The following is a 15,829-nucleotide window of genomic DNA, read 5'->3' on the forward strand; positions in this document are numbered from 1 at the left end:
CTGGTCTCGACCAGGGGCGCCTTTCCGTATTCCACTACACGCCGCGTGGAAGGTGTCTACCGTCAGGCGTCCAGGATCTCCATGGGAGGCAGCGCCTCCACGATGTCGACCGTCTCCAGGCTCACCGTGACGATGCGCCCCAGCAGGTCGATGATGTACCGGGGATCCTCCGACCAGTCGTTCGGGTCGTTGACGATCCCGCTGGCCTTGTCGGTCTTGACCTGGTAGCGGTCGATGATCCACTCGACGGCCGACCGCGCGCCCAGCTGGTAGCGGTAGGCCCGCTCGGGGATTTCGCTGACGGTGACCCGGCTGTTGTAGACGATCGTGGACCGGTCGTCCCTGCTCTTGAACTTCATCTTCTGCACGCGGTACAGCTCGTCGAGCGGCGTGGGAGTCGGGCCGGTGACCTTTTCCTCCAGCGGGTAAGGCTGCACGCTCTCGTAGCCGATGTGCAGCTTGGCGAGCTTGCGCCCGGCTTCGACGAAGGCGGGGAAGTCCGTGACCTTGGGGATGCGCGGCAGGGACCTCTTCAGGTCCGCCGCGAACTGGTTGCGGTAGTCGGGGGAGTGGAGGAGACCGTAGACGTAGTAGAAGATGTCGTCCTTGGTGACCTCAGGGCCGTAGGTCTTCCGGTAGTCGGCGAGAGCGGCATCGGTGATGTTGTCGACCCGAGGATCCTCAACGCCGCTGAACAGGCTGTTGTCGTCCTCGATCTCCCGGTAGGTGTACCGCGAGAAGAACTGGCCAGTGCTGGATCCCCAGAAAGCGAGGTCCGGGATCTGGTCGACCATGAACGAGGAGAAGGGGTTGTCTGATCCCGCACCGGTCAGGTAGAACCCGAAGTTCTTCTCCTCCGGCGAGGGGAACATGGGAGGGAGCTGGTAAGTGCGCTCGTTGAGCTTGCTGTTGAAGTAGACCAGCTGCTTGTTGAAGGGGCGGTAGGTGCCTGTGGTGATGGACCCGGGGTCGAATCCATACTTTTCCTTTCGTGGTCAGGAACGAGCTGGACGTGCCCATCCTGACGATGACCGACGATACTCCTCTGGAGGGGGTTCCCGCCCTCTTTGAACCTGAGGCCTTCGAGGACGTGGGAATCGAGCCCGGTGGCTCCGAAACGGTGGTGTTGGGGCTGGACGAGTCCGGATTTCCGTGGAAATTCTGGCCGTTCAGCCGCTGGGCGGAGACTCCGTGCTGGGATGACCTCTATTTGATAGTCGAGTCCCAGGACGGGCGTCGGTTCGTGCATGAGCCGCCGCTGTGCATCGACGGTGACTGGACGATCTCCGTCTGATCCCGGCACTGCGATAACCCTGGTTGGCTCGGCTCAGCAGACCGGGGAGGTCGGTGAGCTTCCAGGCTGTGTCCACCAGACCTGTCCGCATGTGGCCACGGCAACCCTGCTCCTCCTGGTTGGCACCGCGTCGCAGATTGTCCTCACAAAGCTATAGTGTCATCGACATCCGGCATTCAGGACATTACCCACCGTTTCCACCTCGGTGTGCGCGTTGGAAGCGTCGAGTATGTCAAGGCCAACGGCATCCCTGCGCGTTGGCCCTTCTCGTGTGAGGTCAGTTCAGAGAGAGGCTCGGGAGAGACCATGACAGTCGGTATGAACGCCACTGAGGCCTATGCGGGCGGAGACGCGTCCCTTACCGCTGCCTCCCGGCTCCGTGACCTCGCTGATGACTGGTCCGAAGCCGTGGAAGACGTCGAGATCACCATGGGCCATCTACCGGGTGTGACGGGATGGAGCTCCTTCGGAACCGAGCAGGAGACGCACATGCAGGATGTCCAGGACCATGCTCGAACCCTCGCCACGAACATCCAGGCGGCGGCTTCAGAAGGCGAACAGACCGACATCGAGTCCGCCGAATACTATCGCTCGACGTCGAGTTCCCCCATCCTCAACCGAGCTGTCAACGGGCGCCAGTTCTAGCCTTTGTTCCCCTCTCCCCCATAACTGAAAGCCGCTTTCATGGCCGATGAAAACTACCAGATCTCCATCAAAGAGTGCGACGTCAGCGTCTTTGTTCTTCAGAATCAGCAGCAGAGGTTCGACGAGATGTACTCGAACATCTGTGGACGCTCTGCCAGCTACAACGCTGTGGCCAACACAACCGCCACGGAGTTCTCCGAGTTGATATCTGAGGACATCAAATCGGCGGTGGAAGAGAACGAAGAGGCATGGAGCAGCGCTCTGGCGGCCTGCATCCACGCCGTAGGGGTTATTTCGACCTACCGCGCGGCAGTCCAGAACTACAATGATCGGTCTGAAGAAATTGAAGAGAACTTCAGACATGACATAACCAGAGCGGAGAGTGACTCAGAAAAGCAAGCCGCAGTCGACAAATATCAGCCGCAGGCTGACGAGGCGTGGGGAACGCTAGAGGAAAAGGCCGCAGTAGTGTCCGATATGCTCGTGGACGGGCCGACCCCTGAACATATTCGCACCCTCACCGAAGCGGGGCACCTGGGTAATGTGCCTGGTGGGATCCTGTATGTCGTTACGGGGGATGAGAACTACTTCGCGGTCCCGCCAGAAATGGACGGTTCCGAGATAGGAGAAACCATCCAGCTCGCCGCGGAGGGCGACGAGGCAGCTCTGGAGAGGCTTGACGAAAGCCTCGCGCTGATGAACGCCTTCATGGCCTACCTCGCACGCAAACAGGAGAACGGTGGAAAACTCACCGAGCGTGAGTTGGAGGTCCTGAATGACCTGAACGCCCACCTGAATGACGAGGACGCGTCAGAGACGAGTGGTCGGGGAACAAGTTCTGGTTCCAACCTTGGCGCACAGGAACACGAGTTCTTCGACTCGGTCGAAGCCATTCGTGAGAGCGAGCACCTGTCAGAGGAACAGCGGGAACAGTTGCTGGCCATGATCGGTGGTTCCCTGCTTGCGGCCTCCGACGAAGACATGGGTGGCGAGTACGAGAACATCCCCGAGATCGTCAGGGAAACGATCGAAGGTCCAAGAAGGCACAGTCCCAGCTCGGAGTTGAGCGACGGTTACTCACCTGGCTGGGCAGGGGACTTCGAGTCGCTGACAGAGATGTTCGAAAGCGCCAACCAGGTGACGAGGGAAGAGACCGGTCATCCGATCCAAGGCGGCACGGAGTTGTCGGCTAACCTGATCGGTACCATCGCGGGCGCTGTCGAGAGCACGAACACGGGTGGAGCCGAGGAGGAGACTCTTCGGACCATGCTGGAGTTCGCCACGCAGAACAGGGACGCCAACTACACGATCCTGACCGGTGAGTATCCCGACGGAGAGAGCTACCAGCACCCGGTGGAGTTCGTGGGTCCCGGAAGTCAATCGGGGACTGACGAGGCGGCACTGGTAGCGGCCCTGCTCAGTCATGACTGGGACCACGGCGGCGAAGCCGTCAGGAGTTTGACGGATTGGCTTGCCGAAGACGGAGGGTCGAGCGATGAGGAAATCAAGGAGCGAGCCGACCGGGCATTCGAAGGCCTGATCAACATCATCATCGACCCGGAGGCCCAGGAGGAGCTCAGCAGTACCGAGTACGACGTGGTGGGTGAGGGGCCGGACGGGGAAGAGTTCATCTGGAGAAACGCGCCGATGGGACTCCTGAATCCCGAGATCTCAGATAGCTTTGCCGGGATCTTCGAAACCTACATCGATGAATTTGCTGACCCTACCATCATGACTGGCGGCCAAGGCGTCAGTGTCGATGTGGAGACTAGTTACAACTCGGGTCAGGGTCTGGTAATAGGTCTAGGTGACCGCACAGCGTTCACAAGCCTGATTGCTGGTGACGGGGCAGCTATGGGGCGCATGTACGAAGCTGCGCAAAATTACGCACAGGATAGTTTGTACGAATACTTCACCAATCCCGATGTGGTGGAAGATAAAGAATCAGCCAGGGCTACCGGACTCCTGTGGAACTCAGTGGGATTTGGCATAGCCGATGCCGTGCATACTCGTTTTGATAGTCACAATGACGCAATCATTCAACAGAACGCAACTATGAGTGATATTGTCAACGTGATGGCGGCAGGGATCCCTGAACCGCTTGTTGCGGAGCCAGTAAAGATCTTCCTCAAAGGAATGTTCGGGGAAGAAACGTTGGATGACGGTGCAATGTCCTTGCCAAGTACAGAGCAAGTTAGAAATAACATCGAATTTATGCTCGACGCAACCCTCAAGGATGCTGCTCTCGAAGTTTACTATGACTCAATTAGGGAGGGCGGTGAAGTTGGTGTCGACGAGGATGTCCCAGGCATTCCAGGAGACATGGTTGACGAAAATGGAGAGTTTATCAGAGATTGGAGTGGGTGGGGATTGGGGGACACTGCAAGCCGCTCTCTCAGGGATGGCACTTGGGAAGATGTCAAGGGCGAAGATATTCCGCTTGCGTCGGAGAGTCCCGACATCGGATCGCACTTCGATGAATTCACGGAAGCAATGGAAGGCGCTTTGCGCGTCTCGGGGTGAATGGATTTACGAGAATGAAAATAAGAAAACCGATTCTTGTGTTGATCATCCTTCCCCTCCTGGTCTCGTGTTCCGTGTTTCCTGGTCGGGGAAGGCCTGAGGTTGATCATGTCACTCTCTCCGGGCCCGCCGAATCCCTCGATGTTCCGGCGAACGTGAGTTCTGTGGGTTGGACCTGGAGTTCTCCGGAGGAAACGAGCGTCAGGCACGTCAGCCCCATCTCCTATGGGCTGGTGGTATCCATCTCCGACGGTGTTGTCGGGGTGAGCGGAGAGACCGGGGAGGAGCTCTGGAGGTACAGGCGTCTGGGTGAACGGTTGACAGGTGCGAGTGTCACCCCGGACGGGGAGGCCGTGGCTGTGTCGTACAGCGCTCACGACGGAGAAACCGAATACGGGGAGGAGCCCCCTCCTCTTCATGAGGTCGTGCTCCTTGACTCTTCTACCGGAGAGATCAAGGGGACTCAAACTGTGGAGTTCGCGAACATGCCATTCACCGGTTCCGGGGTTTCTTCTTACACGTCAGTGGACGAACGGCTGGGTGTTCTAACCAATAGTTCTCGGATTATCTACCGGGGTGATGACCAGGGGGAGGGAGAGATTGTGTCCCTCGGCCTGGAAAACGACGAAGAGCTCTGGAGTGTAACCCCGACTCAGGGTGACGGAGACGAGAGAATGTTTTTCGTCGCCAGGAGCTCTGTGGTCTCCCGCGGTGTGCTGGTGACGTCCAGTAATTTTGTGGACGAGAGTGTTCTGGAGCCTGGGGGTTTGAACGGGGCCAAGAGCCACACGCTTGCCCTGATCGGAATTGACGTCGAAACCGGGTCTGAGCTATGGCGGCATGAGCTTGAAGCGAACTCAGCTATCGACCTCACTCCGTTCGAACTCGGGGTTGCGCATGGGACGGGTATGGTTGCGGCAGTCGCCAGAGGTGATGGCTACCATGAAGAATTCCTGCTGGACCCGACGACCGGTGAAATTCTCACGGACGCGGACTTCTTCACGAGGGAGGATGGCACGACGCTCGGAATCCTTGAGGAAGCCATTGTGAGTGTCCGAGAAGTTGCTGGCGGGGAGGAGTACGAGTACTCCTGTTCCGACCTGTCTGGTGAAATCCAGCAGTCCGTAACTGTCCCGGCACCTCTGGAGCGGCGGGAGGACAGCTTCACCCTGGCGATGGAGGACTCGATCGCATGGCTGGACGTCAACGAACAGGCGACCGATGACTTGTCCTGGAACCCAGCACAGCTGATGGTCACTGACTGGGACGACGGGGAATCACGTGTGATCGATCTGGGCATCGAGGTGCAGCGGCGCCCGGACAGTGATGGATCACTGGATGGTTCTTCGCTGATTCCCACCCCGAAGTCCATGGCTCTCGTTCCTGGTGCCCTGGTGATCACAGAGGACCTGGATGGGGAGGACAACGAGCCCTCTCGTCGCCTTGTCGGTCTTGTCCCCTAGGCGACTTCGGGAACTCGTGGAGGTCCAGGGCTGTTTCAAAGTCGGAGCGGTGAGGTATCAGTGCTGGTGACGGGGCAGCTATGGGGCGCATGTACGAAGCTGCGCAAAATTACGCACAGGATAGTTTGTACGAATACTTCACCAATCCCGATGTGGTGGAAGATAAAGAATCAGCCAGGGCAACCGGACTCCTGTGGAACTCAGTGGGATTTGGCATAGCCGATGCCGTGCACCGTCCTGGATGCACCGGTCGTACTGGTCACTGCGCCCTGCTTCCCGTATCCGCTGACAGCGTGCCGTGCCCGTACGGCGCACGCGTGCCGTACCCGTATCGGATTGCCGGAGTCAGACTAGTTGTCCGGTACGACCGGGTGGGGGGCTCGCGCGGATCCGAGACCGGGCCGTGCCCTGGGCCGCGGCGGCCGCGGCCTCGGGGACGGGCGGGGACGCTTCGGACGGCCTGCGGGGCCGGGGTGAACGCGTGGCCGATCCCGGCCAACCGTCCGCCCGATACCCGGATCCGGTGCTCTGCTCTGTCTGGAAGACTCAGACCACGAGAGGGACGGCCGGTCCGGCAGGGCACGCCGCGGCCACGGCGGCGGGTCCGAGCCGGTGAGGAGAAGGGTGCTCTGGCACAGTGAAGGCTTCTGAGACACGACTGCTCGACCTGCTCGCCAAGGGACACCAGTTCGTGATCCCGATCTATCAGCGTGCCTACTCCTGGTCCTCGACGGAGTGCGATCAGCTGATGGCCGACATCGAGCGCGCGGGGAGCGACGGTTCACTGAACTCGCACTTCACCGGGTCGATCGTGCACGTGGAGAAGGGCCTGTCGAACCTGACCTCACAGGAGCCCAACCTGGTCATCGACGGCCAGCAGCGGATGACCACGGTGACCCTGCTGATCGCCGCCCTGGCCCGTGTCCTGGACGGGAAACCGGACGGCGAACGGGAACCGTGGAAGGGGTTCTCGCCCCCGAAGCTGCGCAAGCGCTACCTGGTCAACGACGACGAGGACGGCGAGGACTACTTCAAACTCCTGCTCTCGGAGAAAGACAAGGAGACGCTGAAGGCGATCGTCGGAGGCGTCGGAGCGGGTACACCAGAACTTCGACCGGTTCCTGAACCACCTGGGCAGGGCTGACACGGACCTGGCCGCGGTGTGCCAGGGGCTGGCGAAGCTGGTCGTCGTCGACATCCGGCTCGACCGCACACACGACAACCCGCAACTGATCTTCGAGTCCATGAACTCGACCGGGCTGCGGCTGTCCCAGGCCGACCTGATCCGCAACTTCGTGCTGATGGGGCTGAAGCCCGCCCTCCAGGAGAGGCTCTACACCGCCTACTGGCGGCCGATGGAGGCAGACTTCGGCCAGGCCGCCTACGAAAGGCAGTTCGACGACTTCGTTCGGCACTACCTGACGGTGGTCACGGGGGAGATCCCGCGTATGGGGGACGTCTACGGGGCCTTCAAGGAGTACGCGCGCGGCCTCACCGCCGGAGCGGGAACGATCGAGTCCCTGGTGCAGGAACTGCGCGCCTACGCGCGGCGGTACTGCGCCGTCGCCCTGGGACACGAACAGGACAAGGAACTGGCCGAGGCGTTCCGGGACCTGCGGGAGATCAAGGCGGACGTGGTCTATCCGCTGCTGCTGGAGCTCTACACCGACTACGAGCTCGGGGTCCTGAGCCGGGACGACCTGGTCTCCATCGTCGGGATGGTCACCTCCTACATCTTCCGCCGTGCCGTGTGCCGCGTACCGACGAACTCCCTGAACAGGACGTTCAGCACGTTCACGAGGTCGATCGACAAGGGGCGGTACGTCCGGAGCGTCGAGGCGCACCTGCTGGGCCTGAAGACCTACCGGGCCTTCCCCACCGACGAGGAGTTCACGGCCGCCCTGACCACGGGCGACCTGTACCACTTCAAGCGGCGGTCGTACCTGCTGCGGCGGCTGGAGAACTTCGGCCGCAAGGAGCACGTGTCGATCGAGGACTACACGATCGAGCACATCCTGCCGCAGAACGAGAACCTTCCCGAGCACTGGAGGGAGCACCTCGGTGAGGACTGGGCGGCTGTGCGGGCGCGCTACCTGCACACGCTCGGAAACCTGACGCTGACCGGCTACAACTCCGAGTACGGCGACCGACCGTTCGCCGACAAGCGGGACATGAAGGGCGGATTCCGGGAGAGTCCGCTCCACCTGAACAAGGGGCTGGGCGACCTGGAGGCCTGGGACGAGCACGCGATCGTGGAGCGTGCGGAGAGGCTGGCCGCGCAGGCCGTACGGATCTGGCCCCGCCCCGTCCTGCCCGAGGGCGTGCCGACCGCAGGACGGCCCAAGCCCGATTCGGGGTACTCCATCGAGGACCACCCGAACCTGTCGCGGGGAATGCCGCAGGTGCTCTTCGAGAAGTTCAGGAACGCGGTGCTCGCCCTCGACGACGCCGTCAGTGAGACGTTCCTGAAGAACTACGTCGCCTACAAGGCCGAGACCAACTTCGTCGACGTGGTTCCGCGGACCGAACTCCTGTGGCTCGTCCTGAATATGCCGTTCGAGGCGCTGCACGACGAGCGCGGCTTCGCGTCGGACATGACCGGTAAGGGGAAGTGGGGCAACGGGGACGTACAGGTCAGGCTGGACGAGAGGGCGGACTTCACGTACGTCATGGGCCTCGTCCGCCAGGCATACGAGTACCAGGTCGGCGAATAAATGAAGGAAAGAAGTCCACTTCTTGTGTTGATCATCCTTCCCCTCCTGGTCTCGTGTTCCGTGTTTCCTGGTCGGGGAGGGCCTGAGGTTGATCATGTCACTCTCTCCGGGCCCGCCGAATCCCTCGATGTTCCGGCGAACGTGAGTTCTGTGGGTTGGACCTGGAGTTCTCCGAGAGAAACGAGCGTCAGGCACGTCAGCCCCATCTCCTATGGGTTAGTGGTATCCATCTCCGACGGTGTTGTCGGGGTGAGCGGAGAGACCGGGGAGGAGCTCTGGAGGTACAGGCGTCTGGGTGAACGGTTGACAGGTGCGAGTGTCACTCCGGACGGGGAGGCCGTGGCTGTGTCGTACAGCGCTCACGACGGAGAAACCGAAGACGAGGAGGAGCCCCCTCCTCTTCATGAGGTCGTGCTTCTTGACTCTTCCACCGGAGAGATCAAGGGGACTCAAGTCGTAGAGTTCGCCAGCATGAATCGCATTGAAGACGAAGTTTCCTCGTACACGTCAGTGGGAAAACGGTTCGGTGTCCTTTTCAATGATTCTCGTATCATCTACAGGGGAAATGAAGGAATTGGCGCGGATATCGTTTCCTTTGACTTGGAAAGTGGTGAAGAGTTGTGGAGTGTAACACCGATTCAGAGTGATGGAAGCGAGAGTAGGGTTTTTGTTCCCAGGGATTCTGTGGTATCCCGTGGTGTGCTGATCCTGGCTAGCACTTTCATGGATAAGAGTGTCGTAACCTCAGCTGATGCGGATGAGCTTCAGGGCCACATGATTGCCTTGATTGGGATCGATGGGGAAACTGGATCTGAGCTATGGCGGCATGAAATTGAGGTGCATGGCCCTATAGAGACCAACCCGTTCAATATTGGAGTTGAACGGGGTTCAGGAATGGTGGCAGCAGTCGCTAATGGATATGACTATTATGAGGAGTTTATTCTGGATCCGGTGGCCGGAGAAGTTCTTACGGACACGGATTTCTTCACTGGTCAGGACGACACGGCGGTCGGAATCCTTGGGGAAGCCATTGTGAGTGTGCGCAAGGTTTCTGATGGGGAGGAGTACGAGTACTCATATTCCGATCTGTCTGGTGAAGTCCAGCAGTCCGTAACTGTTCCGGCGCCTCTGGAGCGGCGGGAGGACAGCTTCACCCTGGCGATGGAGGACTCGATCGCATGGCTGGACGTCAACGAACAGGCGACCGATGACTTGTCCTGGAACCCAGCACAGCTGATGGTCACTGATTGGGATGATGGTGAATCGCGTGTGATTGACCTGGGAATCGAGGTTCAGAGGCGTCCGGATATGGATGGAATGCGAGGTGCTATTCCGGCACTGACGCCCCCTCCAGCATCCATGCTTCTCGCCCCAGGTGCCCTGGTGATCACAGAGGACCTGGATGGGGAGGACAACGAGCCATCCCGTCGTCTTGTTGGTCTTGTGCCCTAGACAAGGTCGGGAACTCGTGAAGGCTGGTTGATGTCCCAGAGTCACCGCATGCCGCTCTGTCTCCCGGGGCTGCTGGGCATGGGGGACGTCCTGCCCCCCTGAGAGATGAGTCCCTATGCCTGAGCTCACCGAGTTCGCGGGTCTGCCCGTGGTCGAGTTCCCTGCCAGCGGCACGACGGAGGAGCGGCTCGAACGGATCCGCGAGCGGGGCGGGGACCCGCACGCCCCCGCTTCCGTGGCCTGGCGGCTGCGGACCCATGAGGGCGACGGGTATCCCCACGCGGAGGACCGGTGCGGGGAGCACGTCGCCCGTTTTCTGTCCGTGGTGGACACCGAGCAGGTGGGGGCGCTGGTCCTCGGCGCCTGGGGCTACCCCACCGAAGGAGGCCCGGAGGAGTTCCTGGAGTCGCTGATCGAACACGCTGACAAGCTACCGAACCTGCGTTCGGTCTTCGTGGGCGACATCGAACTGGAGGAGAGCGAGCTCTCCTGGATCAGCCACGGGGACCTGGCGCCCTTCGTGGCCGCCTTCCCCCGGTTGGAGAAGCTGTCGGTGAAGGGCGCGGTGGGCATGGAAGGCGAGCTTGAGCTGCACGTGCCCGAGCACGCCTCGCTGCGTTCCCTGATGTTGGAGACCGGTGGTCTGCCGGGGCGGGTCGTGCGTGAGGTGGTGTCCTCGGGTCTGCCCGCGCTGGAGCACCTGGAGCTGTGGCTGGGGGTGGAGGAGTACGGCGGCGACAGCTCTGCGTCGGACCTGGCGCCGGTGCTCTCGGGTGAGGGATTTCCCCGACTGCGGTATCTGGGTGTGCGTAACGCGGAAAAGGTGGACGCGTGGATTCCGGTACTGGCCGAGGCACCCGTCGTCCGGCGCCTGGAGGTGCTCGACCTGTCGTTGGGTTGTCTCACGGACGAGGGCGGTCGGGTGCTCGTCGACCGGGCGGAGGCCTTCTCGGGTCTGCGCGGGCTCGACCTGCACCACCACTACCTGGGCGAGGAGATGGAGGGGCGAGTGCGGGTCGCGTTCGCCGGAACCGGGGTCGAGGTCGACCTGTCCGAACGGCTGGAGCCCTCCTACCACTCCTGGAGTGACGAGCCCTACTACTACACCGCGGCGTCCGAGTAGTCCGCCCGCATCCGGTCCAGACCAAGAGCAGGCAAGGGCTGTGAGTCATCGCCCGTCGCTGTGTGTACTCGCGGGTGGGTTCGGGCAGTGGGATCCCGGCAGGGGAAAGCACGACACCGAGGAGGTCGTCATGGCTTCGGAGCCGGAGAGCCCGCTCAAGGACAAGAACTACAACCTGGTCTGGGCTGTTCACCAGTCGCTGGAGAACGTCTGGCGCCTGGACGGCTACATCAAGGACGCCGAGAGCCAGGGCGACGAGGAGCTCGCGCGGTGGTTCCGCCGGATCCAGGAGAACAACCAGAAGGCCGGTGAGCAGGGCAAGCAGATGCTCGTCCAGCGCATCCAGAAGGAGAACGGCTAAGGGCACGGCCTGCCGGGCAGGCAGTCGTCGACCCGGCCCGTCCTCCCGCTCCGGACGGCGCCGCCGACGCCGCCTGGACCCGGAGATGAAAAGGCGCCCCCGGTTCCGGCCGGGGGCGCCTTTCCGCGTGTCGGCACTCTCACGGGACACGCCCTGCGGCACCGCTGGTAGGCGCGTGCCCGGCTCCAGCCGCCCCAAGAGCTCCTTTCACCCTGGTGTGGTGTCCTGGTTCCGCGAAAGGAACGAGCGAGGCGACTCCCGCGAAAGCGGAGAAGGGCGCTGCCGGACGCGAGGTGTTCGTTCGGTGAGCACCTGCGGGGCATATGTTCTCTGTGCCTGATCTTCGGCAACATGCAGATTCGAGCCATGTCGCTGGATCATCACGCAGGACAACGAGTCCGCTCCCCGCGCACGCGGGGGATGACGGCCCCGGCCGTGGCCGCCTACGCGGTGACGGACTCCACCAGGGCGCCGCGCTCACCGGGCTGCTCTGGGCGCAGGGCCCGGGACGTCTCGACCAGGTCGGCGGCCGTGCCCGGCTGCGGGAGCAGGCTCGCCACCGTGCCGTCGTCCAGATACGTCCGCAACTCGCTGGGATGGCCGTCGGAGTGGTGCACGACCACCATCCCCTCCAGGTCGCGGCACCACGTTCCCGGGAAGTCGCACCCGGCACGGATGCCCGCCTTCGTCGAGTGCCCCTCGTCCCAGGTCAGCACGTGGAGCGGCGCACCCTGGGCGTTGCGGTAGGTCAGGCGCAGCCCCTCGTGCACCTCGTGCACCTGGGCCGGCGACCAGTCCGGATGGTCCAGCACCGCGATCGTCTGGCCGTACGACATGATCTGCGCGCGCGAGCGCTCGTCGGCGGCGTGCGCGCGCACCAGGTCGGACAGGCCGGGCAGCGCCGTGAGCAGCGCCGCGACCACCGCCAGGGCGGGCAGCACCCCCGGCTGCCAGCGGTCCGGCGGCCGCTGGGCCAGTATCGACGCGCCCATGCCCAGTGTGGTGACCACCCCGGTCAGGAAGGCGGTGTTGACGGTCGTCCCCCCGGGCAGCGGCATGACCTCCGGCGCCAGGAACGTGACGACCGCGGGCGTGACCATGGCGGTGGCCGTCACCAGCGCGGCCGAGGTGGCGGGGTGGTCCGCCCCGGACCTCTCCAGCCACTGGTAGCCGATCCAGAACATCAGCAGCACGACCCCGACGACCACCGGCGCGAGCAGCAGGATCCCCTGGCCCGCACCGCTCATCGTCAGCGCACGGGCGGTGTCCCACACACCCACGGGGAACAGGGACATCAGCGGGGCGCCCACCAGGCACAGGGCGAGGGTCGCGCCGACCGCGGCGGCCCGGGGCCGGCCCGTGGGTGCTCGTGGCGGCACACCGTCCATCAGACCGAATCACCCTCCTGGTGGGAATGACACGTTACGCCTGTTGGGACTTGGGGGACCAGAGGCAGGGAAGGGGATTTACCTTGACCCTCACACCCCGGGGTCGGCGACGGGTCAACGGCCGGTGTGCCGGTTCTCCACCGGATCACCCGCCCCTTTCCCACCCGGGAGGTCCCGGGACACGGCTTTCCCACCGGAGCCCTTGGCCGGGGGGAGTTCCGGTCCCCCGGTACCCCTGCCCCGAGAAGGGCCCCCTACTCGCCCAGCTGGCGGCGGAACGGCCTGCGGGCGGCGTTGAACTGCGACCAGGAGGGGTCCATCTGGCTGCGCAGCTTGATCTCCCCCTCCGGCCAGTCCGTCAGCACGGCCTCGAACTCGGGCAGCACGCCCGACTCCGGATCCAGGTAGTAGCGGTAGTCGCGCTTGCCGCCCACGGTCTGGCGCATGAACAGCGCGCCGTTGTCCCCCAGCACGCTGGTGACCCGGGCCTCCAGGTCGTCCAGGGCCGAGGCGGAGGCGTCGGTGGGCAGCTTGTCCTCGTCCATGTGCGTGTACGGCACGACCACCTGCACGAACAGCGAGAACGCCGGGAGGTCGCGCCGGGTCAGCGGGTGGCGCAGGAGGATCTCCACCGCGCCCTGCAGCGGGATGCGGCCGTGCAGGGTCACCCATCCGCCGGAGCCGCCGAGCATGTCGGCCATCTGCCGCACCACGGCGGGCATCGAGGTGGGCGGGAGCGGGTCCAGCGGCGGCTCGTCCAGCGGCGCCGCCTTCCCGATCCACCTGACCATGTCGTCCTCGCCCAGCGCCAGCAGGGCGACGTGCTCGGCCAGGCGGTCGCGCGTCTGCTCGGACAGGAACATGTTGTCCGGGTGGTACACGCCCACCTCGACCTTGCCGCTGGCGTGGTCGACCCGCATGGACACCGACACGTGCGACAGGTCGAGCTCGTGGTCGTCCCAGCGGACGGTGGAGGTCAGCCGGTCGTGGTCGGCGGGGCGCACCGGCTGGAACAGCCACTGGTCGTCCTCGGGGGCGGAGCGGGCCCAGCGCTCGGACTGGATGCGCGCCTCGTCCGAGGCCCCCGGGCGCAGGGTCAGGGCGTGGGCGGGGCTGTCGAGCCGGGAGGGGTCGTCCAGCGCGGCCAGCTGCTCCAGGAGCTTGCCCGGGTCGACGTCCGCCGACAGGTCGAGGTCCTCCAGGCCGCCGCCCGGTTTCGGTGCGGGGCCCACCTCCCAGTCCATGTCGGGGTGGACCGCGCGTACCAGGTCGGTGACGCGCTCGGAGACCTCGCGGGGCACGGGCTGGTCCGACTCGACCGCGCCGGCGAGCGCCTCGCGCAAGGAGGGCCAGGCGTCCCAGAAATCGGTGAAGGCGGTGGTGGAGTCGGCGGAGCGGCGACGACGGAACAGAGCCATACCCCCGATTTTCGCAGAACCGGACGACCACCCTCGCCCATTGAGGTCCGGGTGGGTCCCCGGGGACCCACGTGCCGGGGACAGCCGGTCCCGAGCGCCGCACGCGCGCGGTGGCGCCGTCCGGACAGGTCAGGCCGGGCGCGTCCGGGCACGAACGGGCACGGCCGGACACGGCCGAGCCCCGGCCGGGCCCGTGGCCGAGGCCCCGAACAGACCCCGGTCGGGGCGCCACCAGACCCCCGTCGGGCCCCCGGCGGGGCCGTCGGCCAGGTCGTGCGAACGGATCCGCCCGGTGTGGCCCGGGCCCCGCTCCTTCGCGTGGCGGCGACCCCCGACGGGCGCATACGCTGGACGCACTATGACTTTGCGTGTACTGGCCGCCATGTCCGGCGGGGTCGATTCCGCGGTCGCCGCGGCCCGTGTGGCCGAGGCGGGCCACGACGTCACCGGCGTCCACCTGGCGCTGTCCAAGAACCCACAGTCCTACCGCACGGGCGCACGCGGCTGCTGCACCGTGGAGGACTCCCACGACGCCCGACGGGCCGCCGACGTCATCGGCATCCCCTTCTACGTGTGGGACATGTCGGAGGAGTTCGACCGCGAGGTCGTGCAGGACTTCGTCGCCGAGTACGAGGCGGGCAACACGCCCAACCCGTGCCTGCGCTGCAACGAGAAGATCAAGTTCGAGGCGGTCCTGGACCGGGCCGTGGCCCTGGGCTTCGACGCCGTGGCCACCGGCCACCACGTCCGCAAGGTCGACGGTCGCCTGGTGCGCAGCGTGGACGAGGCCAAGGACCAGTCCTACGTGCTGGGCGTGCTCACCGCCGAGCAGCTGGAGCACGCGGTCTTCCCGCTGGGCGACTGCACCAAGGAGGAGGTGCGTGCGGAGGCGGAGCGGCGCGGCCTGTCCGTGGCCGACAAGCCCGACAGCCACGACATCTGCTTCATCGCCGACGGCGACACCGCGGGCTTCCTCAACCGGCGCATCGGCGAGAGGCCCGGCCCGATCCGGGACGAGGACGGCAACGTGGTGGGTACGCACAACGGCGCGCACACCTTCACCGTGGGCCAGCGCAAGGGCCTGGGGCTGGGCGGGGCCGCCCACCCCCGGTACGTGCTGTCCATCGAGCCGGTCGAGAACACCGTCACGGTGGGGCCGCGCGCCTCGCTGCGGGTGGACTCCATCACCGGCGTGCGCCCGGTCTGGAGCGGGTGCGAGCCCCTGACCGAGCCCACCGAGTGCCACGTGCAGCTGCGCGCCCACGGGGAGGTCTACCCGGCCACCGTGTGGCAGGACGAGGGCGGCGACGGACCCGAGCTGGTGGTCCGGCTGGCCGAACCCGCCACGGGTGTGGCCGCGGGACAGGCCGTGGTGGTCTATGAGGGGGACACCGTGCTGGGCTCGGCCACGATCTCCAGCACGTCCAGGGTGAAGGCCCCCGCATGAG

Annotated in this window: 12 protein-coding genes and 1 pseudogene; 10 read left to right on the top strand and 3 right to left on the bottom strand. The window is 64.2% G+C overall.

Annotated features, from left to right (window positions below; translation table 11 throughout):
• Positions 1–62: 62 nt before the first annotated feature.
• Positions 63–977, bottom strand: a pseudogene (locus tag A6A08_RS21780) (type ISP restriction/modification enzyme); the annotation flags it as partial.
• A gap of 14 nt (positions 978–991) precedes the next feature.
• On the opposite strand from A6A08_RS21780, the gene A6A08_RS21785 reads away from it, so the two are divergent.
• From A6A08_RS21785 to A6A08_RS21820, 9 genes are all read left to right on the top strand, one after another.
• Positions 992–1,294, top strand: a complete 303-nt coding sequence (locus tag A6A08_RS21785) for a hypothetical protein (protein ID WP_073704500.1) — start codon at positions 992–994, stop codon at positions 1,292–1,294.
• A gap of 318 nt (positions 1,295–1,612) precedes the next feature.
• Complete coding sequence (locus tag A6A08_RS21790; RefSeq protein ID WP_073704501.1) at positions 1,613–1,939, top strand: hypothetical protein; 327 nt, start codon at positions 1,613–1,615, stop codon at positions 1,937–1,939.
• 39 nt (positions 1,940–1,978) lie between these two features.
• On the top strand, positions 1,979–4,462 hold the full coding sequence (locus A6A08_RS21795; protein ID WP_073704502.1) for a hypothetical protein: 2,484 nt from the start codon (positions 1,979–1,981) through the stop codon (positions 4,460–4,462).
• Positions 4,463–4,500: 38 nt separating this feature from the next.
• On the top strand, positions 4,501–5,925 hold the full coding sequence (locus A6A08_RS21800; protein WP_143181820.1) for a PQQ-binding-like beta-propeller repeat protein: 1,425 nt from the start codon (positions 4,501–4,503) through the stop codon (positions 5,923–5,925).
• A gap of 637 nt (positions 5,926–6,562) precedes the next feature.
• Positions 6,563–7,069, top strand: a complete 507-nt coding sequence (locus tag A6A08_RS28320; protein ID WP_199867012.1) for a DUF262 domain-containing protein — start codon at positions 6,563–6,565, stop codon at positions 7,067–7,069.
• A 16-nt stretch (positions 7,070–7,085) separates the two neighbouring features.
• Positions 7,086–8,639: a DUF262 and DUF1524 domain-containing protein gene (locus A6A08_RS21805; RefSeq protein WP_199867013.1), complete on the top strand. Its 1,554-nt coding sequence runs from the start codon at positions 7,086–7,088 to the stop codon at positions 8,637–8,639.
• 24 nt (positions 8,640–8,663) lie between these two features.
• Positions 8,664–10,091, top strand: a complete 1,428-nt coding sequence (locus A6A08_RS27735; protein ID WP_158069298.1) for a PQQ-binding-like beta-propeller repeat protein — start codon at positions 8,664–8,666, stop codon at positions 10,089–10,091.
• Between the two features lie 115 nt (positions 10,092–10,206).
• The gene (locus A6A08_RS21815) at positions 10,207–11,214 is read left to right on the top strand and encodes an STM4015 family protein (RefSeq protein ID WP_073704503.1); all 1,008 of its coding nucleotides are present in this window, start codon (positions 10,207–10,209) and stop codon (positions 11,212–11,214) included.
• 130 nt (positions 11,215–11,344) lie between these two features.
• Complete coding sequence (locus A6A08_RS21820; RefSeq protein ID WP_073704504.1) at positions 11,345–11,575, top strand: hypothetical protein; 231 nt, start codon at positions 11,345–11,347, stop codon at positions 11,573–11,575.
• Between the two features lie 443 nt (positions 11,576–12,018).
• Here A6A08_RS21820 and A6A08_RS21825 read toward each other — a convergent pair whose 3' ends face one another.
• Together A6A08_RS21825 and A6A08_RS21830 are read right to left on the bottom strand one after the other, a co-directional pair.
• The gene (locus tag A6A08_RS21825) at positions 12,019–12,963 is read right to left on the bottom strand and encodes a hypothetical protein (protein WP_242422795.1); all 945 of its coding nucleotides are present in this window, start codon (positions 12,961–12,963) and stop codon (positions 12,019–12,021) included.
• 254 nt (positions 12,964–13,217) lie between these two features.
• On the bottom strand, positions 13,218–14,381 hold the full coding sequence (locus tag A6A08_RS21830; RefSeq protein ID WP_073704505.1) for a DUF695 domain-containing protein: 1,164 nt from the start codon (positions 14,379–14,381) through the stop codon (positions 13,218–13,220).
• A gap of 358 nt (positions 14,382–14,739) precedes the next feature.
• Between A6A08_RS21830 and mnmA the strand changes: the two genes are divergently transcribed.
• Positions 14,740–15,828, top strand: a complete 1,089-nt coding sequence (gene mnmA / locus A6A08_RS21835) for a tRNA 2-thiouridine(34) synthase MnmA (RefSeq protein ID WP_242422797.1) — start codon at positions 14,740–14,742, stop codon at positions 15,826–15,828.
• Position 15,829 lies beyond the last annotated feature (1 nt).

This window comes from Nocardiopsis sp. TSRI0078, from assembly GCF_001905145.1.
Lineage (GTDB): Bacteria > Actinomycetota > Actinomycetes > Streptosporangiales > Streptosporangiaceae > Nocardiopsis.

Bases quoted from the DNA above. Each gene is read 5' to 3' on its own strand.
- A6A08_RS21830 (WP_073704505.1), bottom strand. From the start codon at position 14,381: ATGGCTCTGTTCCGTCGTCGCCGCTCCGCCGACTCCACCACCGCCTTC.
- A6A08_RS21790 (WP_073704501.1), top strand. From the start codon at position 1,613: ATGAACGCCACTGAGGCCTATGCGGGCGGAGACGCGTCCCTTACCGCT.
- A6A08_RS21825 (WP_242422795.1), bottom strand. From the start codon at position 12,963: ATGGACGGTGTGCCGCCACGAGCACCCACGGGCCGGCCCCGGGCCGCC.
- A6A08_RS21795 (WP_073704502.1), top strand. From the start codon at position 1,979: ATGGCCGATGAAAACTACCAGATCTCCATCAAAGAGTGCGACGTCAGC.
- A6A08_RS21815 (WP_073704503.1), top strand. From the start codon at position 10,207: ATGCCTGAGCTCACCGAGTTCGCGGGTCTGCCCGTGGTCGAGTTCCCT.
- mnmA (WP_242422797.1), top strand. From the start codon at position 14,740: ATGACTTTGCGTGTACTGGCCGCCATGTCCGGCGGGGTCGATTCCGCG.
- A6A08_RS21820 (WP_073704504.1), top strand. From the start codon at position 11,345: ATGGCTTCGGAGCCGGAGAGCCCGCTCAAGGACAAGAACTACAACCTG.